The organism is Neoroseomonas oryzicola (assembly GCF_012163135.1).
Lineage (GTDB): Bacteria > Pseudomonadota > Alphaproteobacteria > Acetobacterales > Acetobacteraceae > Neoroseomonas > Neoroseomonas oryzicola.
This window is the reverse complement of the sequence record NZ_JAAVUP010000001.1, coordinates 694,596-721,167: the sequence shown is the minus strand read 5'-3', so window position 1 is coordinate 721,167 and position 26,572 is coordinate 694,596. Positions and strand designations below refer to the sequence as shown.

Below are 26,572 nucleotides of genomic sequence, written 5' to 3'. Positions count from 1 at the left end.
CCTACAGCCTCGGCAGCGCGACGCCGCGCTGGCCCATGTATTTGCCCTTGCGGTCGGCGTAGCTCACTTCGGGTGCGCCTTCGCCCTTGAGGAAGAGGAACTGGCAGACGCCCTCATTCGCATAGACCTTGGCGGGCAGGGGCGTCGTGTTGCTGATCTCGATCGTCACCTGGCCTTCCCATTCCGGTTCCAGCGGCGTGACGTTCACGATCAGGCCGCAGCGGGCATAGGTCGACTTGCCGAGGCAGATCACCAGCACGTCGCGCGGGATGCGGAAGTACTCGACCGTGTGGGTCAGCACGAAGGAATTGGGAGGAATGATGCAGACCGGGCCCTTGCGGGTTACGAAGCCGTCCTCGCTGAAGGCCTTGGGATCGACCACGGCGTTGTCGACATTGGTGAAGATCTTGAACTCGTCCGCCGCGCGCGCGTCGTAGCCGTAGGAGGACAGGCCGTAGGAGATCACGCCCTCGCGGCGCTGGGCCTCCACGAAGGGCTCGATCATGCCCTGTTCGGCCGCCATGCGGCGGATCCAGTGGTCGGGCATGATGGGCATGGTGGTGGCCGGCCTCGGCTTCTTGCGGGCGGGCGGGCGGGGCCAGGCGCGATGGCGGCCCCGGGCGCCCCGGGGCGGCCGGATTAGCCCATGGGCTTGGGCGGGGCAACCTTCGCGGGTGCAGCGGGGGCGGCCCCGGCGGAGTCGCGGGCGCGGGCCTGGGCCTTGCGGCGCTTGAGGTTCTCCCGCAGCGCGGCGGCCAGGCGGGCAGCGCGATCCTCGGCGGCGGGCGGTTTCGCGGGCGGGCGGGTCATCGGCGGGGAAGGTGGCGGGCGGGCCGCCGGGCGGCAAGGGGGTGGAACCCCCGCGCGATGGGGTTGCGCGGCGCAAGCCATCCGCTTAGAGAGTGCGCCGCCCAGCGGCACCGGCGCTGTTGTAGCTCAGTGGTAGAGCACTCCCTTGGTAAGGGAGAGGTCGAGAGTTCAATCCTCTCCAACAGCACCACCCCATCCTATCGCCCTGGTTCGCGTTTCAGGGTCGATCGCGATGGCGCCCGGCCCCACGCTCAGTGCGACCTGTTCCACTGGTTGATGAACTGCATCATCTTGCCCTGCAGCAGGTTGCGCTCCGTCATGCTCTGACTGTTCGCCATGACGAACAGCGCGTTCTTCAGCTCGGCGCAGCGCGGCAGGTCCCGGAACTCGTGAAGCCAGGCGCAGAGAACCACCACCGCCATCTCGGTGCACTGGCCGACGAAGGGGTGATCGTTGCTCTCCATCTCGGCCGGCAGGAAGGTGTACTCGGCCGAAGCGCCCCCCAGCCCTCCGGAACCGGTCAATTGCCGGATCGCCGCGCCGAAATCCTGCGCCTGCCGCGATGACACGTCGACCTCGAGGCTGATCGCCGTCGGGTCGTGGATCATCGTCTCGTCGTTGTACCAGGTGCCCTCGCAGGTGAACCTGTTCTTCTGGCCCATGACGTTGGCCAGCATGGTCTTGACCTGCGCCGCCATGTAGCTGCTCGGGTTCCACCCGATGACGGCGGCGATCTCGCCGTTCACCCGCGCGACCATCGCGGTATGGCCGTTGTAGGCGTAGCCGATGCACGCCTTGGGTTCCATGAAGGTGAAGGTGCTGGCGAGCCTCGAGAAGATCGACGCCCCTTCGCCTTCGCCCTGCACGTTGTGGTAGATGCCCCGCATGCTCGAAACGCCCACGAGGCCGATTGAGTTCTTGCCAGACACGATGCGCTGAACCGTCATAGCCATTCCCATGCCAAAGCGTGGGTCGATCCTATGACCATTCCAGATCCGTGACAAATGGGGCCCGGCAAGATGGACCCGGTCGCGGCCCGCAATGCGGGCGGAGCGCCGGCCCGCCTCGCTTCGTCACCGCACGGCCGACAGGATCCTGACCGATTCGCGCGGGGCCAGGCGTGCCGTGATCCCCTCCGGCGGGGCTGCGTTACGCACCGCGGAACACCGGCGCCCGCTTCTCCCGGAATGCCGCGAGACCTTCCTGGATATCCGCGCTCTCCTTGCACGCCTTCGCCCGCGCCTCGCAGGCCGCGACGTCGAGGCGCCCGTGCCCGATCTCGTTCAACGCCTGCTTCATCCCCTGCACCGCCATCGGCGCCATCGCCGCGAGCGTCGCCGCCAGCCCGTCCACCGCCGCATCGAGCGCCTCCGGCGCCACCAGATGCGTCAGGTAGCCGATCCGCAGCAGCTCCTCCGCGCCGAGTTTCTCCGCCGTCAGGAACAGGCGCTTCGCCGTGTTCAGCCCCAGGCGCGAGACGTAGCGCCGCAGCCCGCCCGGGTAGTAGTGCACACCGAGCCGCGCGGCCGGCATGAACATCTCCATCCCCGTCACGCCCACGCGGAAATCCGCCGTCAGCGCGAAGTCGGTCGACCCGCCATAGACCCCGCCCTGCAGCCGGCAGATGGTCGGCACGCGGATCGCCTCGAAGCGGTCGACCATGGCATCGAAGCCCGGGGCGCGGGCGGCGGCCGCCCGGTCCTCGGCGAAGCCGCCAAGGTGGAAGCCGGCGCTGAAGGCCGGCCCGCTCGCCGCGATGACCAGCACCCGCAGCAACGGGTTCGCATCGACGGTGTCGAAATGCTCCATCAGGCGGATGATATCGCCGGGCTCGACCCGGTTGCGGTGGCGGGACCGGTGCAGGCGGATCGTCGCGCGCGCCCCCTCGATCTCGAGGCTCGGGGGATCCAGGCGGGTGTCTTCGGTCATGGCGTTCCTCTCTCGGCCCCCATGCTTCCCGAATCCCACCCGCTTCACCAGCCGCAGAGGCGCCGCCCGGTCATGTTGTGGGCGAGGATCGCCCGCGCCGTGGCGTCCTCCAGCCGATCCGCGACCGAGACCAGGATCGGCCGCCACGGCCCGCAGGCCTCAGCGCCGCTGCCAGTCCCGGCGCAGCCGGCCAGCAGCATCGCCAGACCGATCCAGATCGCGCTCCACCGCATCGCGTACCTCCCGCGCGCGCGCCGCGCGCCTCAGCGTTTCGGACTCCGCCGCGCCGCGCCCGTCGCGCCGCCCGGCGGCATAGGCGGCCAGCAACACGACGAGCGCCGCGCCCAACGCCGCGGTCCACCCCGCGACCCGTCCCCAGGCCGCGGACAGCAGGGCGGCGATCGCGCTCATGCCGGCCGCCGCATGCGCTGGGCGACGAACCAGCCCGCGACGCCGAGGATCACCGCCGCTGCCAGCCACGGCCCAAGTGCGCGGGCGAGTTCGGCTGCCGCGCCGAGATGCGGCGCCACCTGGCCGATCACCTCGACGGCCGCGACCGAACCGACGCCCGCCGCGGCCGTGCCCGCCGCCGCCCGCGCCGTGCCGCTGCGCGCGACGGCGGCGCGGCCTTCGGGCACGACGCCCGCCAGCCGCAGACCCGCATCGATGGTCGCGCGGTCATACGGCATGCCGCCGAGCTCGTGCTGGATCACCGCTTCCACGAGCGGCCGCAGGTCCGCATAGGCATGGAGGTCCAGTCCCGCCCGCGGGTGGCGGTCCATCCGCCGCGCGACGGCGGCGATATAGGCCTCGGTGTCGTTCTCCCGCCCCGGCGCCCAGCGGGTAATGATGCCACGGATGGTCCGGAGGCCGTGGCGGTCCTGGTAGGTCGTCAGCAGCATCGCGAGTGCGCGGATGCCGTATTCATGGCTGATGAAGCGCGCGAAGCGGGGCGCGCCGCCGCCGGCGGGTGGGGGCTCGATCGGCGGATCGGCCAGGCCCTGCCAGCGATTGGCCGGCTGGTGCTCGATGTTGCCCGGGTTGCGGTTGCGGTAGCCGCGGGTCTGGCGGGGGTCCATGCGGGTCCTCGGGGCTGCGGGGGGAATGGGTGGTGCTGGCCGCGCGGGCGCCTTCCGGGGCATCCTTCGCCCCTGGAGTAGGGAGGGAGGCGGCGGTGAGGCGAGCCATCGCGGCGGCGCTGGCGATGACGATGGCGGCGGGCGCGGCGCAGGCGTCCTGCGTGCACGTCGTCCGCCACCAGGATGCGCGGGACGACGCCAATGCCTTCGCCGCCGGTCTGCAGCGCACGGTGCGGATGCCGATCGACCGCGGCGGATCCTGCACGCCGGAGCTGCTGGTCTCCTTCATGGTCGTCGAGCTCGCCGTGATCGCCGGCCGGTCCGGGCAGGGCTTCCTCGTGACCTATGCCGTGGTCGACGAACGCGAGGGCGATTTCCGCCCCCGCATGGGCGCCACCTGGGGCCGAGACCGGACCCAGGCGCTGATCGATGCCGGGCGCTCGGCGGGGGGCGTCATCCTCGCCGGCGCCCAGCAATAGGACGGTCAGTCCGCCACGACGGCCAGGCTCGCCGCCGGGATGGTGATGGTCCCGGCCGAGGTCAGCGTCGCCGGCGAGCCGAGCGTCGCCCAGGCGAGCGCGTTCCCGCCCGACACGGCGTCATACAGCCCGACATGGGTCAGCGTGCCGGTGGCCTGGTTGAAGCTGAAGCGCACCTGCGCGGCATTGGTCTGCGTGCCGGTGCCGGTGAAGGACGCCGGCTGGCGGGCATAGCCCGTCGCGGCGGCCGGTTCCCCGGTCAGCCCGGCGGCATCCGTGCCGCCGGTGCCGAGGCCGACCCAGACGGCGACCGGCAGGCTCGGCTGCCGCCCGACCAGGGCGCGGGCAAGGACGTTCTTTGCGTAGTCGGTGAGGGCGGTCATGGGGCGTGTCTCCTCGGCTCTCGTGCTGCGCTCAGGACACCACCGCCCCGTCCGGCCAGCGCCAGGACGTGCCGTCGCTCACCGCGAAGCGCTTGTTCGTCGTGCCGTCCGAGACGTAGACGATGCCGCGCGGGTAGCTCGCCGCCGCCGGCAGCGTGGCGACCGTGTAGGTCGCGAGCTGCAACGGACCCACGACGCTGACCATCCCGGTGCCCTTGCCCGAGAGCTGCAGCCCGACATTGGTGTCCGACCCCTGCGCGATCAGTTGCGGCGCGCTGCCCGCGGCCGTGGCGTTGACGCGCAGGAAGTTGCCCGGCGTGCCGGTGGCATTGACCTCGAGCGCCGTCGCACCGCGGGTCTGCAGTTGCACCGGGTTGGTGCCCTTGGCCGCGAGCGCGAGGGCGATGTTGGCATCCGACCCCTGCGCCACCACGCCGACCGCGGTGCCGGTGGCCGATCCGTTCACGCGCACCGAGTTCACCGGCGTCGCCGCCGCGCCCACCTCGAGCGCCGTGGCGCCGCGCGTCTGCGCCACCACCGTGCCCGTACCCTTGGCCGCGACCGTCAGGTTGACGTTGGCGTCGGACCCTGCGGCGGACAGGCTCGGGGCCTGCGCGGTGATGGCGGACCGTGCCTCGACGACGTTCACCGAGCTCGCCGGCGTGACGACGCGGAAGCCGGGTGCCGAGGTCGGCCCGCCGACCGTGACAGTACCGGCCGAGGTGGCGCGGAGCACCTCGGTCCCGCCGGCCACGGTCGCGATCTCGCCGCTCGCGGGCAGGTAGAGCCCGTTGTTCTCGCCGCCCACCATCACGCCCGGACGGTCGATGCGGCCCGCCGGCCCGCCCGAGGCGACGAAGCCGTTGGTGCCGGTGTTCGCCAGCGGCCCGCCATTGCCGTTCGACAGCAGCGGCGGCGTGCCGACATAGACCGCGTTCGGCGTGCCCGAGGCGACGTTGGCCACCTGGATGGCCGCCGAGCCGTCATTCAGCGTGTTGAACCGCTCGGCACGGAAGGAGAAGACGTCGAACCGGTTGCCGCTGCCCGCCACCACGATCGCGTTGCTCTCGACGGCGTCGACGCGAAGGTTGCCGACATGCAGTCGGGTGTTGCTGCCGTCGATGCGGATGCCGTTGCTGCCGGGCAGGACGGCGCCGACGGGCGTGATGGCCTCGCCCTGCGTCGTCGCATTGGCGATCTGCCCGTCGACGCCGCTGCCGTCGATCCAGACGCCGTACTTGGCGAAGTCGGTATAGAGGTTGCCGACGTAGAACTTGGTCGTGACGCCCGAGGCCGAGGCGGAGAAGCGCAGCACCGACCGCGCGCCGAGGGCGAAGATGTCGTCGAGGAAGATGCCGTCGTTGCGCCGCAGCAGGATCGCGTCGAGGTTCTGCTGCTGATAGGCCAGCACGTCGTCGTCCGAGGTCGCGAAGGTCCAGAAATGGACGTGATCGATGCGGCCGATGTCGTAGGACCGGTCGATCTCGATGCCGCCGGTGAAGACCTGGCCGCGCAGGCGCTGGATGTTGAAGCGGCCGGAATTGTCGATCCAGATGCCGCGGTTCACCGCGCAGAGGAAGACGTTCTCGAAGTCGATCGAACCGAGGCAGTCCTGCACGCGGAATACGAAGTCGTAGGCCGTCGGCGTCCAGCCCGGCACCTGCGCCGCCCCATGGGTCTGGTGCACCGCGATGTCGCGCACGGCGCAGCCGCGGGTGTTGACGCCGGTGAAGGTGAAGGGCGTGAAGCCCGTGGTGTCGATGGTGAACCAGGTGCCGTCGCGCGGCGCCGGGCCCTCGGTGAAGCCCGCGCCCTGGAAGATGATGGATACGCCGTTCACCGTGACGGGGCTCGCCAGGCGATAGCGCCGCGGGCCGAACTGCAGAACGCCGCCGCCGCTCGCGGCCATGGCGTCGACGGCGGCCTGGATGGCCGGCGCGTCGTTGGCCACGCCGTCGCCGACCGCGCCGTATTCGCGCACATGGACGGGGCGGTCGGCGAGCAGCCCGGCGCGCAGCTGCGCGATGCTGGCGCGGCGCGTGGTGGCCGAGGGCCCGCTGCCCTGCACCACCGGCAGCAGGTCGGCGTCGGCGGCGGAGGCGATGGCGGGCAGGGCGCTGATCTTGGTGTCGGACATCGGGGTCTCTCTGTGGCGAAGGGGCGGGGGGAGCGGAGCGGGCGGCGCGCTACAGGATCATCGTGTCGCCGGTCTCGAGCAGGAGCCGGCCGCCGCCTTCCGTCAGCAGGCGCGGCAGCGGCGAGACGACGAAGGGCGCCGAGAGGTTGAACAGCGTCGGGTCCGACGCGTCGGCGACGGAGAAGCGATAGCCGCTGCCCGCGCCGGGGATGACGAAGGTCGCGCTGGCGCGCCCCGCGCTGACCGGCACCGTCTGCGGCGGGCGCACATCGGCGCCGCCGGCGTCGCGCAGCGCGAAGGTCGCCTGTGCGATCGGGCCGGTGATGGTGGCGGCGACCGTCTGGCTCGACGCTTCGACCAGCACGCCGGGGATGGCGTCGAGCAGCACCGACCGCGCCGTGGCCGCGGCGGAGACCATGACGTCGACCAGCAGCGTCGCGGACCGCAGCAGATTCGGCGTCAGCCCTGCCAGGTCGACCGTGACGCCGCCGCCGGCCAGCGCGCTGCCGCGGATCGGCACCAGCGCGGTCGCGTCCGCCGCCTGGACGATGATGATGTCGCCCGGCAGCAGTGGCGGTTCCGCTCCGGCGAAATACCCCGGCGCCACCACCGCGGCGCGGGCGTCGGGCGTGCGGTAGTGCCAGAGCGTGAAGCCGTTCGCGGCCGTCAGGGCCGTGAGGTCGCTGGCATTGAAGGGCATGCATGGCTCCTCGCCCGCGCGGCGGGGCCGGGCGGGGCTGCGGGGGATCGGGCTGTCGGGGAGGACGCGGGGCGCTGCGGACGCAGTTCGCCCGTTGGTGCGGCGGAATTACAGGAACCGATGCCGATTGGTCAAGCAAAAAATTCCTAGATCGCGAAGCGGCGCCCCGGGGCTTGCGCCGCCGCCACGCGTGGTAGTCTGCCCCATCCGCCGTTGTCGCCCCGAGGACCCGCGCCGATGCTCCGACGCCTGCTGCCCGTGCTCGCCCTGCTGCTCGCCGCCCTGCCGGCCGCGGCGCAGGAACGGGTGCTGAACGTCTACAATTGGTCGGACTACATCGATCCCTACGCGGTGGCCCGCTTCACGCGGGAGACCGGCATCCGCGTCCGCTACGACGTCTATGACAGCCTCGAGACGCTCGAAGGCCGCCTCGCGGCCGGGCGTTCGGGCTACGACATCATCGTGCCGACCAGCGAGCCGACCTTCGCGCGGCTGCTGCGCGCCGGCGCGTTGCGGGAGATCGATCGGGAACGTATTCCCAACTGGCGCAACCTCGACCCCGTGCTGATGGACCGCGTCGCGGCGATCGACCCGGGGAACCGGCACGGCGCGATCTACCTCTGGGGCACGGTCGGGCTCGGGCTGCGGCTCGACCGCGTGCGCGCCGCGCTGCCGGACGTGCCGCTCGATGGCCTGGACGTGCTGCTGAAGCCCGAGAACGCGCAGCGCCTCGCCCGCTGCGGCATCATGGTCATGGACAGCCCGACCGACGTGCTGCCTTCCGTGCTGCGCTGGCTCGGGCGCGATCCCAACGGGAGCTCGGCCGAGGACCTCCGCGCCGCCGAACAGGCGCTGATGGGTATCCGCCGCCATGTCCGCGCCATCATCCCCTCCAGCGCGATCCTCGACGCGCTGGCGACCGGGGAGGTCTGCGCCGCGATGACCTATTCCGGCGACGTCATCCAGGCCGCGGCCCGCGCCCGCGAAGCGAACCGCGGCGTCGAGATCGGCTACGTCATGCCGCGCCAGGGCGCGCAACTCTGGTTCGACATGATGGCGATCCCCGCCGACGCCCCGAACCCCGAGGCCGCGCACGCCTTCATCAACTTCCTGCTGCAGCCGGACGTCATGGCCGGCATCACCAACCAGGTCCGCTATCCCAACGCCGTGCCGGCCAGCCGCCCGCTGGTGGAGGAAGCCGTCCGTAACGACCCGAGCGTGTTCCCCCCGGCCGAGACGCTGGCCGCGACCTTCGTCGCCGGCACGCCCACGCGCGACGTCGAGCGCCTGCGCACCCGCCTCTGGTCCCGCTTCAAGGCGGGGCGTTGACCGCGCTGCTGCGCGCCGAGGCGATCACCAAGCGCTTCGGCCCGACCCTCGCGCTCGACGCGCTGGACCTCGAGATCGGGCAGGGCGAGTTCTTCGCCCTGCTGGGCGGGTCCGGATCGGGGAAGTCGACGCTCCTGCGCATCATCGCGGGCTTCGAGACACCGGATTCGGGCCGCCTGCTGCTGGACGGGACGGACATCGCCGCGACGCCGCCCTGGGCGCGGCCGGTGAACATGATGTTCCAGTCCTACGCGCTGTTCCCGCACATGAGCGTGGCGGACAACGTCGCCTATGGCCTGCGGCGTGCCGGCGCGCCGAAGGCCGAGGCGGCGTCGCGCATCGCCACCGCGCTCGCCATGGTAGGCCTGTCGGGCTTCGAGCGCCGCCGTCCGCACGAACTCTCGGGCGGGCAGAAGCAGCGCGTCGCCCTGGCCCGCAGCCTGGTGATGCGCCCGCGCCTGCTGCTGCTGGACGAACCGCTTGGCGCGCTGGACGCGGGCCTGCGCGAACGCACCGGCTTCGAACTCCGCGCCCTGCAGCGCGAGACCGGCGCGGCCTTCGTCATGGTCACCCACGACCAGGAGGAAGCGCTCGCACTCGCCGACCGCGTCGCACTGCTCGACGGCGGCCGCATCGCCCAGGTCGGCCCCCCGCGCGAGATCTACGAACGCCCCGCCTCCCGCTTCGTCGCGCGCTTCCTCGGCGCCGCGAACGTGCTGGAAGGACGCGCCGCGCAGGACCGCTTCGACTGCCCCGACGCCGGGATCACCTGCGCCGGCGCCATCCCGGCCGATACCGTCGCGATCGCGTTGCGTCCCGAGCGCATCCGCATCGCAGCGGCCGGGGAGGGACCCAATACCGCCCGTGGCATCGTCCAGGACGTCGCCTTCCGCGGCGATGATTCCCTCGTGCTTGTGGACCTCGGCGGCGGCACGACGCTGCGCGTGGCGCACCCCGAAGAAGGCGGACCGCCGCCGGCGCGCGGCGCCGCCGTGACCCTCGCCTGGGAGGCAGCCGACGTGGTGCCGCTCGCGTCGTGAGGAACCGCCTCGCCGTCCTGCTGCCGGCCTGGGCCTGGCTGCTGATCTTCGTCGCCGCGCCGGCCGGCATCCTCGGCGCCATCGCGCTGGCCGAGGCCGATCCCGGCGTGCCGCCCTTCCGCCTCGCCTGGTCCACCGCCGGCTTCGCGATGCTGGTGGCGGACGACTACTACCTCGGCGCTTTCCTCACCGCGCTGCGCGTCGCGGCGACCACGGCCGGGCTGTGCCTGGCGATCGCCTATCCGATGGCGATGGGCATCGCGCGGGCCCGGCCGGACCGCCGTGTGCTGCTGCTCGCGCTGCTGATGCTGCCCTTCTGGACCGGCTTCCTGCTGCGCGTCGGCGCCTGGATCGGCCTGCTGCGCGACGAGGGCTGGATCAACGGCCTGCTGCAGGGCCTTGGCATCACCGATGCGCCTCTGCCGATGCTCTACACCGAAGGGGCGATGCTGGTGGGCATGGTGCACGCCTACCTGCCCTTCGCGGTGTTGCCGCTGTTCGCGGCGCTGCTGCGGCTCGATCCGACGCTACTGGAAGCCGCAGCCGATCTCGGCGCGCGCCCCGCGATCGCCTTCCTCACCGTCACCCTGCCGGCCACCGCACCGGCCGCCGCGGCCGCCTTCCTGCTCGTCTTCATCCCGGCGGCGGGCGAGTTCGTCATCCCGGAATTGATGGGGCCATCCGAGGCGAACCTCGTCGGCCGCGTCCTCTGGCAGGAATTCTTCCAGAACCGCGACTGGCCCGTCGCCGCGGCGCTGGCGGTCGCGCTGCTGGTGCTGCTGCTGGTGCCGATCCGCCTGTTCCAGCGTCTCGAGGCGCGGCCGTGACCCGCGGGCGCTTCGTGCGTGCCGCGTTGGCGGCGGGGCTGCTCTTCCTCTGGCTGCCGATCCTGCTGCTGGTCGTCTACGCCTTCAGCGCCGACCGCATACCCTTCCAGTGGGGGGGCTTCTCGCTGCGCTGGTTCAGCGCGCTGGCCGCGAATGAGCGTCTTGTCGAGGCCGCGCTGCTGTCGCTGCGCATCGCGGCGGGGGCGGCGACGCTTGCCGTGCTGATCGGCGGCGCGGCGGGCTGGGCGTTGGCGCGCTTCGGGCCCTTTCGCGGCCGCGCGGTCTTCGGTGCGCTGATCGGCGCACCATTGGTGCTGCCCGAGGTCGTGACCGGCCTGTCCTTGCTGCTGCTGTTCGTCGCGCTGGAAACCGCGACCGGCTGGCCGCAGGGGCGCGGCGCGCTCACGGTGCTTTTCGCGCACGCCACGCTCGGCGCCGCCTTCGTCGCGGTCGTGATCCAGGCGCGCCTGGCCGAGACGGACCGCAGCCTCGAGGAAGCGGCGATGGACCTTGGCGCGACGCCCTTCACCGCGTTCCGCACCGTGACCTTGCCGTTGATCGCCCCGGCGCTGACGGCGGGCTGGCTGCTCGCCTTCACCCTATCGCTCGACGACGTGGTCATCGCCTCCTTCGTCTCGGGACCGGCCGGGACGACGCTGCCCATGGCGCTGTTTGCCATGCTGCGGCTCGGCCTGACGCCGGAGGTCAATGCGCTGGGCGCGGTGATCGTGCTTGGCGTCGGAGCGATGCTTGCCGTCGCGGCGCTGCTGCTCAGGCCGCGGCGGGGCTGAAGCGGGCACCGAAGGCCGCGGTCGCGAGGCGCGCCGCCGTGTCGTGCCCCAGCCGCGCATAAGTCAGGGGATGCGCCTTGGCCGGGTCCTGCTCGGCCTCGACGACCAGCCAGCCGTCGTAGCCAGCCTCGGCCAGCATGGCGAAGACCGCGGCGAAATCGACGCTGCCGTCGCCCGGCACGGTGAAGACGCCCTCCAGCACCGCGGCGAGGAAGGGCAGGTCGCGCGCCTTCACATCCGCCATCACCGGCGCACGGACGTCCTTGCAATGCACATGCGCGATGCGCGCCGCATGCCGTCGCCCGGCCGCGACCGGATCCCCACCGGCGAAGGTCAGGTGCCCGGTGTCCAGCAACAGCCCGACCTCCGGCCCCGTGCTCGCCATCAGCCGGTCGATCTCGGCCTCGGTCTCGATCACCGTCCCCATGTGGTGGTGATAGGCCAGCTGCAGCCCGCGCGCGGCAAGGCGTCGGCCCATCTCCGCCATGCGCGGCGCCAGTACGGCCCAATCGGCATCCGACAGCACCGGCCGGCGCGACAGCGGCGTGCCGCGTTCCCCATGCACGGCGCGCGACACCTCCGCGAAGACGCAGGCCGTGCAGCCCATGGCGGTCAGCAGGGCGATGTGTGGTTCGGCCGCCGCCATCTCGGCGTCCACGTCCCGCTCCAGCAGGCGCGAGCCATACCAGCCTGAAGCCAGCGCCAGGCCGTGCCGCTCCAGGATCGGTTTCAGGACGGCGGCCTCGCGCGGGAACTTGTTGCCCAGTTCCACCCCCGCGAAGCCCGCCTGTCGTGCCTCCGCGAGGCAGGTCTCGAGCGGCGTCTCCGCGCCGAGCTCGGGCATGTCGTCATTGGTCCAGGTCAGCGGGTTGATGGCGAGGCGGATCATCTCAGGCTCCGAGGCGCTGGCGCGCGCGGTTGGTCTCGTAGTCGGCGCGGGCGCGTTCCTGCGCGGCGTCGCGGGGCAGGGCGGTGACCGGCACGTCCCACCAGGCCCCGCCCTCCTGCGTCGAGACCTGGGGGTCGGTCGCGACGACCAGCACCGTGGTGCGCTTCGACCGGAAGGCGCGGGGCAGGGCGTCTTCGAGCCCCGCGATGCCGTCGACGGCGATGGCCTCCGCGCCGAGGCTCGTGGCATGGGCAGCGAAGTCGACTGGCGGTGCGGCCTCGGCGAGAAGGTTGTTGAAGGGCACTCCGCCGGTGCCGCGCTGCAGCCGGTTGATGCAGCCGAAGCCGCGATTGTCGAGCAGCACGATCGTTAGCTTCGCGCCCATGGCAACCGATGTCGCGATCTCGCTGTTCATCATCAGGTAGGAGCCGTCGCCGACCAGCACGACCACCTCCCGCTGCGGCATGGCGAGCTTCGCCCCGAGCCCGCCGGCGATCTCGTACCCCATGCAGGAATAGCCATATTCGAGGTGGTAGGACGCCGCATCTGTCGCCCGCCACAGCTTGTGCAACTCGCCCGGCAACCCGCCTGCCGCGCAGACCACGATGCCGTCCTTAGGCATCGCCCGGTTCACCGCGCCGAGCACCTGCGCATCGGTCGGCAGGGTGCCCGCCTTCGGCGCTGCGGTGATGCGGTCGACCGCCTTCTGCCAGCGCGCCGTCGCGGTCGCACCCTTCTGCGTCCAGGCCGCCGGCGCCGCCCAGCCCGCCAGCGCCGCATCCAGCGCTGCCAGCCCCCGCGCCGCATCGGCCACCAGAGCCAGCGCGGCATGCTTCGCCGCATCGAAAGCGCCGACATTCAGCCCGATCAGCCGCGCCTGCGCGAACAGCGCCCGCGATCCGCTGGTGAAATCCTGCAGCCGCGTGCCGATGGCCAGCACCAGATCCGCCTTCGCCGCGAGTTCGTTCGCCGCCGCCGATCCGGTCACCCCGATCGCGCCGGCATTGCGCGGATGATCCCAGGCGAGGCTCCCCTTGCCGGCCTGGGTCTCGGCCACCGGCACGCCATGCGCCGCGGCGAATTGCGCGAGCGTCTGCTCCGCCCCCGCATACTTCACCCCGCCGCCGGCGATGATCAGCGGCCGCTTCGCCCCGCGCAGCGCCGCGGCGGCATCCGCGAGTTCCCGAGCGTCCGCTTCCGGCGCGCGGGGACGATGCAACCGTGGCCGGAAGAACTCCGCCGGCCAGTCGAAGGCTTCCGTCTGCACGTCCTGCGGGAAGGCGATCGTCGCCGGGCCGCACTCGACGGGATCGGTCAGTACGCGCAGCGCCGCGGGCAGGCTCACAAGCAACTGCTCCGGCCGCATGATGCGGTCGAAGAAGCGCGACACCGGCCGGAAGCAATCGTTGGCCGAGATCGTCGGGTCGCCGAAATGCTCGATCTGCTGCAGCACGGGATCGGGCCGCCGGTCGGCGAAGATATCGCCGGGCAGCAGCAGCACCGGCAGGCGGTTCACATGCGCGACCGCCGCGGCGGTGACCATGTTCGTCGCCCCCGGCCCGATCGAGGTCGTGCACGCCATCATCCGCCGCCGCGCATGGGCCTTGGCATAGGCGATGGCCGCATGGGCCATGGCCTGCTCGTTGTGCGCGCGGAAGGTCGGCAGCCGCTTGCCTGCCGACTGCAGCGCCGGCCCGAGTCCCGCCACGTTGCCATGCCCGAAGATAGCGAAGACGCCACCGAACAGCGGCACACGCTTCCCGCCGATCTCGGCTTCCTGCGCCGCGAGGAAACGCATGACGGCCTCGGCCGCGGTGAGGCGGATGGTGGCCATGGCGTTTCCCCCTGCGAGTTGACGGGCGGGCAGTGTTACGGATGGATGACGACGGCCACAAGCGGGGCCTCGGGGGAACGCCATGCTCGTCTTCGCGCAGTTCGGGGCCGGCCGGATCGGTGCCATCCACGCCGCCAACCTGGCGGCGAGCGGTGCCGCCCGGCTGAAATACGTCGTCGACGTGCACGCGCCCGCCGCCGCTTCCCTCGCCGCGAAGCACGGCGCCACGGTGACCGACACAGCGACCGCGCTGGCGGATCCGGAGGTCGGCGCGGTCATCGTCGCCTCCTCGACCGACACCCATGCGGACCTGGTCATCGGCGCGGCGCGCGCCGGCAAGGCGATCTTCTGCGAGAAGCCGATCGACCTGTCGCTCGGGCGCGTGGACGAGGCCCTGGCCGCCGTCCGCGCCGCCGCCGTGCCGATGCTGGTCGGCTTCAACCGCCGCTTCGACCCCTCCTTCGCCGAACTGCATCGCCGCGTCGGCGCTGGCGCGATTGGCGCGGTCGAGCAGGTCATCGTCACCAGCCGCGACCCCGGCCTGCCGCCGGTCGAATACCTGAAGGTCTCCGGCGGCCAGTTCCGCGACATGACGATCCACGACTTCGACATGGCGCGCTGGATGCTGGGCGAGGAGCCGACCGAGGTCTTCGCCTACGGCGCCGCCCTTGTGGACCCCGCGGTCGCCGCCGTCGGCGACATCGATTCCTGCATGGTCCTGCTGCGCACCGCTTCGGGCCGCATGGCGCACATCAACAATTCCCGCCGCGCTTCCTATGGCTACGACCAGCGCGTCGAGGTCCATGGCAGCAAGGGCCGCCTGATCGCCGGCAACCGCGTGCCGACCACGGTGGAGCAGGCCGACGCCGATGCCGTGACCACCGAGAAGCCACTGCATTTCTTCCTCGAGCGCTATGCCGATGCCTACCGAATCGAGCTTGCCGCCTTCATCGCGGCCGTGATGCAGCGGACGCCGATGCCTGTCGGCGCCGAGGATGGCCGCCAGGCCCTGGTCCTGGCCGAGGCCGCGCTGCGCTCCCTGCGCGAGAACCGCCCCGTGAAGGTGAGCGAGATCGGATGAACGCCCTGCCGAAGGTCTCGCTGCAGGGCCGCGTCGTCCTCGTCACCGGCGGCACCCAGGGCATCGGGGAGGGTGTTGCCCGCGCCGCCGCGGAAGCGGGCGCGTCGCGTATCGCCATCACCGGCCGCGACGTGGCGCGCGGACGGGCCGTGGCCGACTCGCTGGGCGTGCCCGCGGCCTTCATCCCGGCCGACCTCGCCGACGCCGAGGCCACCGCGCGCATCGTGGACCAGGCCGAAGCCGCCCTCGGCCCGGTCGATGCCTTGGTCAACGCGGCGGGGCTGACCGACCGCGGCACCATCACCGACACCAGCGTCGAGCTCTGGGACCGCCTGTTCGCGGTGAACGCCCGCGCGCCCTTCATCCTGACCCAGGCGGTGGTGCGGCGGCTGAAGGCGCTGAAGCGCCCCGGCGCGATCGTCAACGTCATCACCATGTCGAGCCATGGCGGCCAGCCCTTCCTCACCGCCTATGCGGCCTCGAAGGGTGCGCTCGCCACGCTGACGAAGAACACGGCGCATGCGCTCCGCGCCGACTGCATCCGGGTCAACGGCATCAATCTCGGCTGGGCCGACACGCCGGGCGAGCACGCCATCCAGGCGCGCGACGGCAATCCTCCGGATTGGCTGGATCGCGCTGCTCCGGCCCAGCCCTTCGGCCGGCTGATCGAACCGCGCGACGTCGCGGGCCTTGCCGTCTACCTGCTCTCCGACGCCGCCGCGATGATGACCGGCGCCTTGATCGACTTCGACCAGAACGTGATGGGAGCCTATGGATGAGTGACCTCGCCCGCCGCCGCGACGCGGCCGCCGCCATCGCCGTGGAGGCGGCCGCTCTGGCGTCGCGCATGCGGGCCGAGGGCGGCGGCGTCGCCAGCCTCAAGGGCGCCCAGGACTTCGTCACCGAGGCCGACGGCGCCACCGAGCGCTTCATCCGCGAACGCCTGGCGCAGGACTTCCCCGGCGAGGCCATCCTCGGCGAGGAGATGGGCGGCGCGGCGAACGGCACCGGCCCGCTCTGGGTGCTCGACCCGATCGACGGCACCTCGAACTTCGCCCGCGGCAGCGACCGCTGGTGCGTCTCGATCGGCCTGGTCATGGACGGCCGGGCCGTCGCCGGCGCCATCGCCCGCCACGCGCCGGCCGAGGTCTTCGCCGCCGCCGAGGGCCTCGGCGCCACGCTCAACGGCGCCCCGATCCGCGCTGCGCCGACCACCGACATCGGCCGCGCCATCATCGAATGCGGCTGGTCGCTGCGCGTGCCCATGGCGCGCTTCCACGCCATGGCGCGCGGCGTCACGGATCTTGGCGCCGGGCTGCGCTCGGGCGGCTCCGGCGCGCTCGGCCTGGTCGAGGCCGCGGCCGGGCGGATCGATGCCTATCTCGAACTCCACATCAATGCCTGGGACGCCGCGGCCGCAATGGCCATCGCGCGCGAGGCCGGCTGCTGGACCAACGGCTTCGACAGCGGCGACTGGCTTGCCTCGGGCAATCCGGTCGGCGTCGGTGCGCCGGCGCTCGGCGCGACGCTCGCGGCGCTGATGGAGGCTTGAACGCGGCGCGAAGTCGCGCGTTACTCGACACGACACGCCGAGCGGCCGGAACAGGCCGCCGGATGGGAGGATCCAACATCATGGCGTCACGCCGTTCCGCCGTCTTCGCCTTCGCCGCCGGCATCCTGGCCGCCGTCCTGCCGGGTGCCGCGCGGGCCCAGGGCAACCTGACGGTCTATTGCTCGGTGCAGGAGGAATGGTGCCGCCCGATGATGGCCGCCTTCGAGCGCGCGACCGGCGTCCGTGTCGCCATGACGCGCAAATCCTCCGGCGAGACCCTGACCCAGATCCGCGCTGAGGCGTCGAACCCCCGCGGCGACGTCTGGTGGGGCGGCACCGGCGATCCGCACATGCAGGCGGGGCAGGAGAACCTGACCGAGGAATACCGTTCCCCGCGCCTGCCCGAGCTCCAGCCTTGGGCGGTGCGCCAGGCCGAGCAGGCCAATTTCCGCACCGTCGGCATCTATGCCGGCGCGCTCGGCTATTCCTACAACACGCGGGAACTGGAACGCCGCCGTATCACCGCGCCGCGCTGCTGGTCCGACCTCGCCAAGCCCGAATTCCGCGGGGAGGTCCAGGTGGCCGACCCCAACACCTCCGGCACCGCCTATACGATGTTGGCGACGCTGGTGCAGGTGATGGGGGAGGAACCGGCCTTCACCTATCTCCGGGCGCTCCATCGCAACGTGAACCAGTACACCCGTTCGGGTGCGGCGCCCGCGCGCGCCGCGGCGACAGGGGAGACGCTGGTCGGCATCACCTTCCTCCATGACGCCGTGACGCAGAAGATCGCCGGGGCGCCGGTGAACATCGTCGCCCCCTGCGAGGGCACGGGCTACGAGATCGGCTCCATGTCGATCATCCGCGGCGCGCGGAACATGGAGAACGCCCGCCGCTTCTACGACTGGGCGCTGAGCCCCGAGGCCCAGGCCATCGCCGGCACCGCCAATTCCTTCCAGCTGCCCTCGAACCGCGCCTCGCCCATCCCCCCTCAGGCCCCGCGCTTCGAGGATGTCCGCCTGATCGACTACGACTTTGCCCGCTGGGGCAGCGCGGAGGAACGCACCCGCCTGCTGACACGTTGGGAACGCGAGGTCCGCGCCGGCGCGCGCTGACCCCGCGTGGGGGCGCTGACGCTCGGGCGCCTGGCGCTGGCCGCAGGCCTTCTCGGCCTGCTGCTGGCGCCCTGGCATGGCCTGGAAGGCGGGGTGGACGCGCTGTCCGCATGGCCGGGCGGTGACGCGGCGCCGCTGCTCGCCCTGCTGCTCGACGGGTCGCGCTGGTGGCTCTGGCCGGTGGTCGGGTTGCTCGGCCTCGCGACGATTCCGATCGTTGCGGGTCGCAGCTCTGGCGGCCTCGTCGCCTCGACGGGCCTCGCGCTTCTCGCCTTCGTCCTGGTCCAGGGCCAGGCAATCGGGCTGCGCGGCCTGCGCTGGGAATGGCTCGCGCCGCTGCTCGGCGCCCCGCCCGCCCAGCAGGCGCTGGGCTGGGGCGGGGCGCTGGTCCTGGCGGCGGCGATCGGGCTGATCTCCGCGGGGCTCGCCCAGCGCGGCCGCTTCGGCGGCGATGCCTTCATCGCCTTCCTGGTCGTGGGCAGCGGGGCGCTGCTGCTGCTCTTCGTCTTCGTGCCGCTGATCGTCATCCTCTCCGCCGCGGCGGTGGAGGACGGCCATGTCGCGCCGGGCGCGCTCGCCGCGCGGCTGGCTGCCCCCGAGGCCTGGAGCCTTGCCTGCGTCACCAGCCACCAGGGCTGTGGCGTGGTGTGGAACACGCTGCTTCTGGCCATCCTCGCGGCCGTCTCCTCGACCCTGATCGGCCTCGCCTTCGCGCTGCTCTCGGCACGCGGCGGAGTGCGCGCGCAGCCGGCCTTCCGCGCGATGACGATGCTGCCGCTGATCACGCCGCCCTTCGTCGTCTCGCTCGCGCTGATCGTGCTCTTCGGACGCACCGGGCTGGTCACGACCGCGTTGTGGGAATGGTTCGACATACCCCGCAGCCGGTGGATCTACGGCCTGCCGGGGGTGCTGCTGGCCCAGGCGCTCTCCCAGGCGCCGATCGCCTTCGTGCTGCTGGAAGGTGCCGTCCGCGCCATCGGTCCGTCGCTCGAGGAAGCAGCCTCGACCATGGGTGCGCGCCGCTTCACCGTCTTCCGCACCGTCACCTGGCCGCTGCTGCGTCCCGCGGTCGCCGCCTGCCTGCTGCTCGGCTTCGTCGAGAGCCTCGCGGATTTCGGCAACCCCCTCGTCCTGGGGGGCGATTTCGACGTGCTCTCGACGCGCATCTTCTTCGCCATCGCCGGTGCGCGCCACGAACCGGGGCGGGCGGCCGCGCTCGCGATCCTGCTGCTCGCGCTGACCTTCGGCGCCTTCGCGCTGCAAACCCTGTGGCTCGGGCGCCGGCGCTACACGACGGTGACCGGGAAGGGGGATTCCGGTGCGCCGGCGCCGCTGCCGCGCGGGCTGCGGATCGCCTGCGGCAGCGTCGCCTGGCCATGGATGGCCTTCACCGCCGCGGTCTACGGCATCATCCTCATCGGCGGCTTCGTCCATGACATCGGCCGCGGCGACATGGCATTCACCTGGCGCCACATCCTGACCGGCTTCGCCGTCGAATGGCAGGACGGCATGGCCTTCCGCGGTTCCGCCTGGGACAGCCTCTTCACCACAATCGAGGTCGCGGCGATCTCCGCCCCGATCACCGCCGGGCTCGGAATCCTGCTGGCCTGGCTGCTGGCGCGGCAATCCTTCCCCGGGCGCGGGACGCTCGAATTCCTGACCATGCTGTCCTTCGCCATTCCGGGCACGGTCGTCGGCGTCTCCTACATCATGGCCTTCAACGAACCGCCGATCGAACTGACCGGCACGGCGCTGATCCTCATCCTCTGCTTCGTGTTCCGGAACCTCCCGGTCGGCGTGCGCGGCGGCATCGCCGCCCTCGCGCAGATCGACAAGTCGCTCGACGAGGCCTCGGCCACCATGGGTGCCGGGGCGTTGCAGACGCTGCGCCGCGTCGTGCTGCCGCTCCTGCGCCCGGCGATCGTCGCGGCCCTCGCCTATTCCTTCGTCCATGCCATGACAGCGGTCTCGGCAGTGATCTTCCTCGTCTCGGCGCGGCACAACCTCGCCACCGTCTACATCGTCGGGCGGGTGGAAGCCGGCGAGATGGCCCTCGCCATCGCCTATTCCACGGTGCTGATCGTGGTGATGCTCGCCGTCGTGCTCGGCATCGAGCGCCTGGTCGGCCGCGCCCAGATCGGCCGCCGCGCCGCCCCTGCCGGGAACCTCGTCGCATGACGGACGCCGCCATCCGCTTCGAACGCGTGACCAAGGCCTTCGGCCTGGTGCGCGCGGTTGACGACGTCTCCTTCGACCTGCCGCAGGGCGCGCTGGTGACGCTTCTGGGTCCCTCCGGCTGCGGCAAGACCACCACGCTGCGCCTGGTCGCGGGCCTCGAACTGCCGACCTCCGGGCGGATCGAGATCGAGGGCAGGGACGTCTCCCGCCTCGCCGCGGCGGAACGCCGCATCGCGATGGTGTTCCAGTCCTACGCGCTGTTCCCGCACATGAACGTGCTGGAGAACGTCGCCTACGGCCTCGTGGTCGGCGGCGCCCGGCGCCAGGCAGCCGAGGCCGATGCCACCGCCATGCTGAAGACCCTCGGCCTCGAGGGCCTTGGTGCCCGGATTCCGGCGGAACTCTCCGGCGGCCAGCAGCAGCGTGTCGCCGTCGCCCGCGCCCTGGTGCTGCGCCCCAAGGTGCTGCTGTTCGACGAACCCCTCTCGAACCTCGACGCGCGCCTGCGCCGCCGGGTGCGGGAGGACATCCGCGACCTGCAGAAGCGCCTCGGCCTCTCGGTCGTCTACGTCACCCATGACCAGCAGGAGGCGCTCGCCGTCTCCGACCTGGTGGTGGTGATGAAGGACGGCCGCATCGCCCAGAAGGGAACGCCGACCGAACTCTACGACGCGCCCGCCGATGCCTTCGTCGCCGACTTCATGGGGGAGGCGAACGTCCTTCAGGGCGAGGTGCTCTCCGCCGCGGACGGCCGGGGCCGCGTGGCCATCGGCGGCGCCGTCCTCGACGCCGCGATGCGCGACCACCCGCCGGGCGCCGCGGCGCTCGCCGTGCGGCCCGAGGCGATCCGCCTCGCTCCGCCGGAGGAATCAGGTCTGCCCGGCCGCATCCGCCGCGCCGCCTTCCTCGGCCAGACGCGTGAATACGAGGTCGACACCGACGCCGGCGCCTTGTTCGTCGTCACCCCCGCCTCGGCCGAGGCCTGGGCGGAGGGTACGTCCGTCGCCTGCCGGCTCGAGCGGATCATCCCACTTCGCGCCTGACCCTCACGGCGGATCCATGAAGGCCGACGCCGCCGAGGCCCGGGCGAGCAGCGACTGCATGGCCGGGTTCCGATGCCCCTCATGGGCGGTCAGTGCCTCCATCGGGCAGAAATACTCGTGCGGATGCGGCACCTGGTGGCGGGCGAAGCCGTCATACTGATCCCTCTGCAGGCCATAGAGCACCCGCAGGTCGCGCACCGGCACGGTGATCGGCGCCGAGGGCTCGCTCGCGACGAAGGGGATGATGTGCCATCGCGGCGTCGCATCCCCCGCCTGCAGCGGCGCGAGCAACCATGCGAGCGGGCAATGCGCCAGCATCGCGATGGTCGAGGGCGCGAAGCGCGACCGCTTGTCGAGCAGGTTCTGGAAGGTCGAGCAGGCCTCGATGCAGAGGATGTCCGCATAAGGATCCTCGGGCGTGCCGCCGAAATGCAGCCACAGCCCGTCGGGTATCGTGCGCATCCGGTCGGAGCCAGGGATCTTCAGGTAAGGCTGCGCGACCGGTTCCCCGTCGCAGGGCCGCCCGCGCAGCCAGGCCCCGCCGCTGCCGAGGGTCGGCGCCCCCGGCGGCCGCTGCGGCCAAGCCTTCAGGCGGTCGCGGACAATGTTGTCGAGCCGTGCGGGGCGTCGCTCGAAACGGCGGATCTCGCTCATGGCAGGAATTCATCACCCGTTAATCAACTTATGGGTGAATTAACTTGGGTCGATACCCTCACGGCAAGTGGAAACAGCCCCTTCACGGGCCAACCAATGGTTTTTTGACGGAGGAAAAACGCGAATCATCCGGCCCTATTCGGACCTTTTCTTAAAGTAATTTCTCAGATCGAGATTGTAACGCGCTCAATTGAGTCCGGAATTCACGGCCGGATCTCTCGCGCAGCCTTCACGCTGGCATGACGCACGTCATTCCTTCCCGGCGCGCCCGCCGGAGCCCGCCGACACCCGGTCGGTGATCGCAAGGATCAGCGCCCCCGCCAGGAACACCCCGTGCAGCCCGACCGCCCAGGCCAGTGTCCGGTCCGTGTAGACATCCGCGCGGAGGAACATCTGCAGCAGCTGGATGGAGGAGATGGCGACGATCGACCCCGCCAGCTTCACCTTGAGGTTGCCTGGGTCCAGCTTGCGCACCCATGCGATGCCCGACGCCTTGCTCTCGGGGTCGAAGGGGGAGACCAGGCTGTCCCAGGACGCCAGGATCACCATCACCACCAGCGCCGAGACCAGCGTCCAGTCCAGGATGTGCAGCAGGTCGAGCAGCGCCTGATCCTGCGGCGAGGTGAAGACGGTCATGCCGAACTTCACCACCTTGCCGAGGTAGCGGATCGCGAACAGCGCCAGCGCCGCCGCGAGGCCGAGCAGGAAGACCGCCGCGATCCACCGGCTGGCGAGAATGAGGTTGGCAAGAATCGGCCGCATCGGGAGAACCTCCGATGCGGCTTATGACGCATCCATATGGCAGGAGGAACAATCGCATGGCGATCCGGCGCATCGCGGAGGAACAGCGTCTCTCGGGCGCGGTGGTGGCGGGCGGCATGGTCTGGCTCGCCGGCCAGGTCGCCGACGACGCGACCCTCGACGCCGAGGGACAGACCGCGGACATCCTGCGCCAGATCGATGCCCTGCTGGCCGAGGCCGGCACCGACAAGCGCGCCCTGGTCAGCATCCAGATCGTCCTGGCCGATATCCGCGACGCCCCGGCGATGAACCGCGCCTGGGATGCCTGGCTCGATCCGGCCCACAAGCCGGCGCGCATGACGATCCAGGCGCCGCTGGTCGATCCGGCCTGGAAGGTCGAGATCACCGGCGTGGCGCTGGCCCCGGCGGCGTGACGCCGTCCGGCCTCGGCCGCCGGCTGCCCGAGGGGTGGTTCCGCTCGGTCATCATGACGCTGGGCTTCGGCCTGCTCGTCGCCGGCGGCGTGGCGGACCAGGGGACGCTCTTTCCCTTCCTCGTCATCGGCGTCGCGGCCCTCGGGCTCGGCACGCTCTATCTGTTGTTCCCGCACGGCCTGCATTTCGCCTTCGGGACCAGCGCGGGGCTCGCCGTCTATGCGTGCCTGTTCGCCGTGATGGGGCGGGCGGCCTTTCCGGATGCGCCCGCCCCCGCGCGGGCCGTGGCCTTCCTTCTGCCGGTCGTCACTTTCCTGGTCGCGGTCTGGCGGCGCCGACGCTCCCTGCGCCTGGTCGCCGAGGCCGAGCATCCCTTCGACCTCGGCCACCTGCCGCGCATGGCGCGCTGGCTGATCCCGGTCTGGTCCGTCGGCGCCTTCTCGCTGGCCCTGCCGGTGAACCGCCTGCCGGTCCTGGAGCAGGGTGCCGCCCTGATCCTGGCCATGGCGGTGATCGCGATCGTGGTCGCGGCCTCGGTGCGCGGCGTCGTGCTGCTGCTGACCGACATGGCGCTGATCACCGAGGAACTCGCCGGCCGCGCCTCCCGCATCCTGGTCCCGGTGGTCGCCTTCCTCGCGATGTACGCCATGCTGGTGATCGTCTTCGCCTGCCTCTACCGGATCGCCCAGGGGCTCTCGATGCACTCGCTCTTTCACGGGCCCCAGGGTCCGGTGCCGCTGCCCTTCCCGGATGCGCTCTATTTCAGCCTCGTCACCCAGGCGACGGTCGGCTACGGCGACGTCACCCCGCATGACGACGGCATCCGCCTGCTCGCCTCGCTCCAGGTCATCCTGGGCCAGGTGCTGCTGCTCTTCGGCTTCGCCGAGATCATGCGCAGCCGGCGCGTGCTGGCCGGCGAGGCCCAGCCTCGCCGCCCCGTCGCGCCCGCCGACGACTGATCGCCAAGGAGACCGCCATGCCCCTGCCACGCCCCCTGACGATCCTGGCGACCGCGGCCGTCCTGGCGCTGCCGGCTTCGGCCGCGCTGCCGCCACCCTACCAGCGCCTCGCCGAGTTCCGCGCCGTCATCAGCCACCCTGAGATCGCCTCGGCCCTCGGCGCGGACCTGATCACGCGCATCGAATATGTGCGCGAGGATCTCTACCGCGTCTCCGGCACGCGCTGCCGGCTCGACCTCGCCATCGTGACGACGCCCGGCAGCCCCGGCCTGGTCGGCCCGCGGCAGTTCGAGGTCCGCGCGACCGACCGGTCCTGTTCGTGACGCCGCGCGCCCAAGGCTGCCGCGGCGGCGGCCTCATTCCGCCGCAATCCGGGGCAGAATGCGGCTGCGTCTCCTGGAAGGCTGAAGCATGAGCGATGCGGGTTTCTGGCGTGGCCGTCGGGTGCTCGTCACCGGCGGGGCGGGGTTCCTCGGCTCGAACCTCTGCCACGCGCTCGCCGCCCATGGCGCGCGCGTCACGGCGCTCGACGCGATGATGCCCGATGGCGGGGCGACGGCGCGCAACCTCGAAGGTGCCGGCGTGCTGCTGGTGCGCGGGGACATCCGCGATACCGAACTGCACTCGCTGTGCGAGGGCGTGGACGTCCTGTTCAACATGGCCGCCCAGACCAGCCACATGGGCGGGCAGAAGGACCCGGTCGCCGACATTGCGATCAATGCCGTCGCCCAGGTCCGCCTGATCGGCGTGATGCGGGAGGTCGCGCCCAAGGCGACCGTCGTCCACGCCTCGACCCGCCAGTTCTACGGCCGCCCTCGCAGCCTGCCGGTCGACGAGCTGCATCCGGTCAACCCGCCCGATGCCAACGGCGTGTCGAAATGGGCGGGCGAGCAGTACTGGCTGCTGGAGAACCGCGTGCACCACCGCCCGGTGGTCTCGCTCCGCCTCACCAACTGCTACGGGCCGCGCCTGCGCATCCGGGATGCGCGGCAGACCTTCCTCGGCATCTGGATCCGCCGCGTCCTTGAAGGCGAGCCCTTCGAGGTGTGGGGCGGCGACCAACTGCGCGACCTGACCTATGCCGAGGACGTCACCGAGGCCTTTCTCATTGCTGCGGAAAAAGCTGCAGAACCAGGGCTTTCCGGCCAGGTCTTCAACATCGGCGGCAGCCCACCGACCTCGCTGCTCGACCTCGCGCGGCGCCTCATCGCCGCCAATGGCGGGCAGGGGGAGTTCGTCACCAAGGACTTCCCCGCTGACCGCGCGCCGATCGACATCGGATCCTATGCCGCCGACGACCGCGCCTTCCGAAACGCTTCAGGCTGGGCGCCGAAGGTCGACCTGGACGAGGGGTTGCGCCGCTCGCTCGCATGGTATCGTCCCCGCCTTGCCGACTACCTCTGATGGATCAGCCCCGATGAACGCGCCCACCATGACGATGATCCCCCAGGCCGACCCCGGCGCCGGCTACCGCGCCCAGAAGGCCGAGATCGACGCCGCCGTCGCCCGCGCGCTCGACAGCGGCTGGTACATCCTCGGCAAGGAAGGCGCGGCCTTTGAACAGGAATACGCCGCCTGGCTCGGCGCCGGCCAGCACGCGGTTGGCTGCGCCAACGGCACGGATGCGATCGCGCTGATCCTGCGCGGCCTCGGCATCGGGCCGGGCATGACGGTCGCCACCGTCTCCCACACCGCGGTCGCCACCGTGGCGGCGGTCGAGATGGTCGGCGCGACCCCGCTGCTGCTCGACATCGACCCCGACACCTACACCATGGACGCGGATGAACTGGTTTCGGTGCTCGAGGACCCGCCGCCCGGCCTGCCGCCGATCAAGGCGGTGATCCCGGTGCACATCTATGGCCAGGCCTGCGACCTCGGCCCGATGCTCGAGGCGACGATGGCCGCCGGCATCCCGCTGATCGAGGATTGCGCCCAGTGCCACGGCGCGACGCTGGGCGGGCGGAAGCTCGGCACCATCGGCACCGCCGCCGCCTACAGCCTCTACCCGACCAAGAACCTCGGCGCGCTCGGCGATGGCGGCGTGCTGTCGACCGCGGATGCCGAACTCGCCGAGCGGATCGCCGCCATCCGCCAGTATGGCTGGCGCGAGCGCTACATCAGCAGCATGGTCGGGGTGAATTCCCGCCTCGACGAGGTGCAGGCCGCCATCCTGCGGGTGAAGCTCACGGCGCTCGATGCTGGCAATGCCCGCCGCCGCGCCATCGCCGCGGCCTATGACGGGGCACTCGCCGGCGGCCCGATCGCGCCCCCCGCCCGTCGCGCCGGGGCCGAGCACGTCTTCCACCAGTATGTCCTCCGCACCGAGGACCGCGCCGCCGTGCAGGCGAAGCTCAAGGCCCAGGGCATCGGCACGGGCGTCCACTACCCGGTGCCGGTGCACCTGCAGTCCGCCTACAAGGACCGCACGCCGCTCGGCCCCGCCGGCTGCGCCGAGACGGCGAAGGCGTCGCAGGAAGTGCTCAGCCTGCCGATGTATCCGGAACTGACGGATGCGCAGGTGGAGCGGATCTGCGCGGCGCTGCGCGACCTGGCTCGCTGAACTCGATCCGCGGGGCCGGGCGCAAGCG

The 26,572-nt window shown here is 71.6% G+C and carries 29 protein-coding genes and 1 tRNA gene; 17 read left to right on the top strand and 13 right to left on the bottom strand.

All coding sequences use genetic code 11. From position 1 onward, the window contains the following. Position 1: 1 nt before the first annotated feature. On the bottom strand, positions 2–556 hold the full coding sequence (dcd, locus tag GWK15_RS03530; protein ID WP_168039098.1) for a dCTP deaminase: 555 nt from the start codon (positions 554–556) through the stop codon (positions 2–4). Between the two features lie 83 nt (positions 557–639). Then, entirely contained in the window at positions 640–810 is a 171-nt protein-coding gene (locus tag GWK15_RS03525) for a hypothetical protein (RefSeq protein ID WP_168039096.1), read from the bottom strand. Positions 811–925: 115 nt separating this feature from the next. On the opposite strand from GWK15_RS03525, the gene GWK15_RS03520 reads away from it, so the two are divergent. Beyond that, a tRNA-Thr gene (locus GWK15_RS03520) sits at positions 926–1,000 on the top strand. A gap of 61 nt (positions 1,001–1,061) precedes the next feature. Here the strand turns inward: GWK15_RS03520 and GWK15_RS03515 are convergent. The 4 genes from GWK15_RS03515 to GWK15_RS03500 all read right to left on the bottom strand — a co-directional run bounded on the left by GWK15_RS03515 (position 1,062) and on the right by GWK15_RS03500 (position 3,818). Then, on the bottom strand, positions 1,062–1,697 hold the full coding sequence (locus tag GWK15_RS03515) for a hypothetical protein (RefSeq protein ID WP_168039094.1): 636 nt from the start codon (positions 1,695–1,697) through the stop codon (positions 1,062–1,064). 262 nt (positions 1,698–1,959) lie between these two features. Further along, positions 1,960–2,739: an enoyl-CoA hydratase/isomerase family protein gene (locus tag GWK15_RS03510; RefSeq protein WP_168039092.1), complete on the bottom strand. Its 780-nt coding sequence runs from the start codon at positions 2,737–2,739 to the stop codon at positions 1,960–1,962. A gap of 159 nt (positions 2,740–2,898) precedes the next feature. Next, a complete protein-coding gene (locus GWK15_RS03505) occupies positions 2,899–3,150 on the bottom strand; it encodes a hypothetical protein (RefSeq protein ID WP_168039090.1) in 252 nt (83 codons plus the stop codon). After that, positions 3,147–3,818, bottom strand: coding sequence for a structural protein (locus tag GWK15_RS03500; RefSeq protein ID WP_168039088.1), 672 nt, complete (start codon positions 3,816–3,818; stop codon positions 3,147–3,149). The genes GWK15_RS03505 and GWK15_RS03500 overlap by 4 nt, the downstream gene beginning before the upstream one ends. A gap of 95 nt (positions 3,819–3,913) precedes the next feature. Here GWK15_RS03500 and GWK15_RS03495 point away from each other — a divergent pair, with 95 nt between their 5' ends. Beyond that, positions 3,914–4,297, top strand: a complete 384-nt coding sequence (locus tag GWK15_RS03495) for a hypothetical protein (RefSeq protein ID WP_168039086.1) — start codon at positions 3,914–3,916, stop codon at positions 4,295–4,297. Positions 4,298–4,302: 5 nt separating this feature from the next. Here the strand turns inward: GWK15_RS03495 and GWK15_RS03490 are convergent, their stop codons facing one another. From GWK15_RS03490 to GWK15_RS03480, 3 genes are read right to left on the bottom strand one after another with little or no spacing between them, the layout of a single operon-like run. Further along, positions 4,303–4,680 carry a phage tail fiber protein gene (locus tag GWK15_RS03490; protein ID WP_168039084.1) on the bottom strand — a complete coding sequence of 126 codons (378 nt, stop codon included), beginning with the start codon at positions 4,678–4,680 and terminating at the stop codon, positions 4,303–4,305. A gap of 31 nt (positions 4,681–4,711) precedes the next feature. After that, positions 4,712–6,817: a hypothetical protein gene (locus GWK15_RS03485; protein ID WP_168039082.1), complete on the bottom strand. Its 2,106-nt coding sequence runs from the start codon at positions 6,815–6,817 to the stop codon at positions 4,712–4,714. A gap of 49 nt (positions 6,818–6,866) precedes the next feature. Then, positions 6,867–7,517 carry a hypothetical protein gene (locus tag GWK15_RS03480; RefSeq protein ID WP_168039080.1) on the bottom strand — a complete coding sequence of 217 codons (651 nt, stop codon included), beginning with the start codon at positions 7,515–7,517 and terminating at the stop codon, positions 6,867–6,869. Between the two features lie 237 nt (positions 7,518–7,754). Between GWK15_RS03480 and GWK15_RS03475 the strand changes: the two genes are divergently transcribed. The 4 genes from GWK15_RS03475 to GWK15_RS03460 are packed head-to-tail and all read left to right on the top strand — an operon-like array spanning position 7,755 to position 11,504. After that, the gene (locus GWK15_RS03475) at positions 7,755–8,846 is read left to right on the top strand and encodes a polyamine ABC transporter substrate-binding protein (protein ID WP_168039078.1); all 1,092 of its coding nucleotides are present in this window, start codon (positions 7,755–7,757) and stop codon (positions 8,844–8,846) included. Continuing rightward, a complete protein-coding gene (locus GWK15_RS03470) occupies positions 8,843–9,886 on the top strand; it encodes an ABC transporter ATP-binding protein (protein ID WP_168039076.1) in 1,044 nt (347 codons plus the stop codon). Before GWK15_RS03475 ends, GWK15_RS03470 begins: the two co-directional genes overlap by 4 nt. Beyond that, positions 9,883–10,713 (top strand): ABC transporter permease subunit, encoded by an 831-nt coding sequence (locus GWK15_RS03465; protein ID WP_168039074.1) that lies wholly within the window; start codon positions 9,883–9,885, stop codon positions 10,711–10,713. Before GWK15_RS03470 ends, GWK15_RS03465 begins: the two co-directional genes overlap by 4 nt. Then, on the top strand, positions 10,710–11,504 hold the full coding sequence (locus GWK15_RS03460) for an ABC transporter permease subunit (protein ID WP_168039072.1): 795 nt from the start codon (positions 10,710–10,712) through the stop codon (positions 11,502–11,504). Before GWK15_RS03465 ends, GWK15_RS03460 begins: the two co-directional genes overlap by 4 nt. Here GWK15_RS03460 and iolE read toward each other — a convergent pair. Both iolE and iolD read right to left on the bottom strand, forming a co-directional pair. After that, the gene (iolE, locus tag GWK15_RS03455; RefSeq protein ID WP_168039071.1) at positions 11,485–12,393 is read right to left on the bottom strand and encodes a myo-inosose-2 dehydratase; all 909 of its coding nucleotides are present in this window, start codon (positions 12,391–12,393) and stop codon (positions 11,485–11,487) included. The two genes, GWK15_RS03460 and iolE, sit on opposite strands and share 20 nt — an antisense overlap. A 1-nt stretch (position 12,394) precedes the next feature. Beyond that, on the bottom strand, positions 12,395–14,227 hold the full coding sequence (gene iolD, locus GWK15_RS03450) for a 3D-(3,5/4)-trihydroxycyclohexane-1,2-dione acylhydrolase (decyclizing) (RefSeq protein WP_168039069.1): 1,833 nt from the start codon (positions 14,225–14,227) through the stop codon (positions 12,395–12,397). 82 nt (positions 14,228–14,309) lie between these two features. Between iolD and iolG the strand changes: the two genes are divergently transcribed. From iolG to GWK15_RS03420, 6 genes are all read left to right on the top strand, one after another. Further along, complete coding sequence (gene iolG / locus GWK15_RS03445) at positions 14,310–15,308, top strand: inositol 2-dehydrogenase (protein ID WP_168039067.1); 999 nt, start codon at positions 14,310–14,312, stop codon at positions 15,306–15,308. Beyond that, positions 15,305–16,087 carry an SDR family oxidoreductase gene (locus tag GWK15_RS03440; RefSeq protein WP_168039065.1) on the top strand — a complete coding sequence of 261 codons (783 nt, stop codon included), beginning with the start codon at positions 15,305–15,307 and terminating at the stop codon, positions 16,085–16,087. The genes iolG and GWK15_RS03440 overlap by 4 nt, the downstream gene beginning before the upstream one ends. After that, positions 16,084–16,860, top strand: coding sequence for an inositol monophosphatase family protein (locus GWK15_RS03435; protein WP_168039063.1), 777 nt, complete (start codon positions 16,084–16,086; stop codon positions 16,858–16,860). Before GWK15_RS03440 ends, GWK15_RS03435 begins: the two co-directional genes overlap by 4 nt. Before the next feature lie 80 nt (positions 16,861–16,940). Continuing rightward, positions 16,941–17,975 (top strand): ABC transporter substrate-binding protein, encoded by a 1,035-nt coding sequence (locus GWK15_RS03430; protein WP_168039061.1) that lies wholly within the window; start codon positions 16,941–16,943, stop codon positions 17,973–17,975. Between the two features lie 6 nt (positions 17,976–17,981). Further along, entirely contained in the window at positions 17,982–20,153 is a 2,172-nt protein-coding gene (locus GWK15_RS03425) for an ABC transporter permease subunit (protein ID WP_168039059.1), read from the top strand. Then, positions 20,150–21,196, top strand: a complete 1,047-nt coding sequence (locus tag GWK15_RS03420) for an ABC transporter ATP-binding protein (RefSeq protein ID WP_168039057.1) — start codon at positions 20,150–20,152, stop codon at positions 21,194–21,196. Before GWK15_RS03425 ends, GWK15_RS03420 begins: the two co-directional genes overlap by 4 nt. Positions 21,197–21,199: 3 nt before the next feature. Here GWK15_RS03420 and GWK15_RS03415 read toward each other — a convergent pair whose 3' ends face one another. After that, positions 21,200–21,850 (bottom strand): hypothetical protein, encoded by a 651-nt coding sequence (locus GWK15_RS03415; protein WP_168039055.1) that lies wholly within the window; start codon positions 21,848–21,850, stop codon positions 21,200–21,202. Positions 21,851–22,099: 249 nt separating this feature from the next. Next, a complete protein-coding gene (locus tag GWK15_RS03410) occupies positions 22,100–22,612 on the bottom strand; it encodes a YqhA family protein (protein ID WP_168039053.1) in 513 nt (170 codons plus the stop codon). A 56-nt stretch (positions 22,613–22,668) separates the two neighbouring features. On the opposite strand from GWK15_RS03410, the gene GWK15_RS03405 reads away from it, so the two are divergent. From GWK15_RS03405 to GWK15_RS03385, 5 genes are all read left to right on the top strand, one after another. Continuing rightward, the gene (locus GWK15_RS03405; RefSeq protein ID WP_168039051.1) at positions 22,669–23,025 is read left to right on the top strand and encodes a RidA family protein; all 357 of its coding nucleotides are present in this window, start codon (positions 22,669–22,671) and stop codon (positions 23,023–23,025) included. Next, on the top strand, positions 23,022–23,984 hold the full coding sequence (locus GWK15_RS26500; RefSeq protein WP_168039049.1) for an ion channel: 963 nt from the start codon (positions 23,022–23,024) through the stop codon (positions 23,982–23,984). Before GWK15_RS03405 ends, GWK15_RS26500 begins: the two co-directional genes overlap by 4 nt. 17 nt (positions 23,985–24,001) lie before the next feature. Next, positions 24,002–24,307, top strand: coding sequence for a hypothetical protein (locus GWK15_RS03395; RefSeq protein WP_168039047.1), 306 nt, complete (start codon positions 24,002–24,004; stop codon positions 24,305–24,307). Positions 24,308–24,395: 88 nt separating this feature from the next. Beyond that, a complete protein-coding gene (locus GWK15_RS03390; protein WP_168039045.1) occupies positions 24,396–25,388 on the top strand; it encodes an NAD-dependent epimerase/dehydratase family protein in 993 nt (330 codons plus the stop codon). A 13-nt stretch (positions 25,389–25,401) separates the two neighbouring features. Next, on the top strand, positions 25,402–26,544 hold the full coding sequence (locus GWK15_RS03385; protein WP_168039043.1) for a DegT/DnrJ/EryC1/StrS family aminotransferase: 1,143 nt from the start codon (positions 25,402–25,404) through the stop codon (positions 26,542–26,544). Positions 26,545–26,572 lie beyond the last annotated feature (28 nt).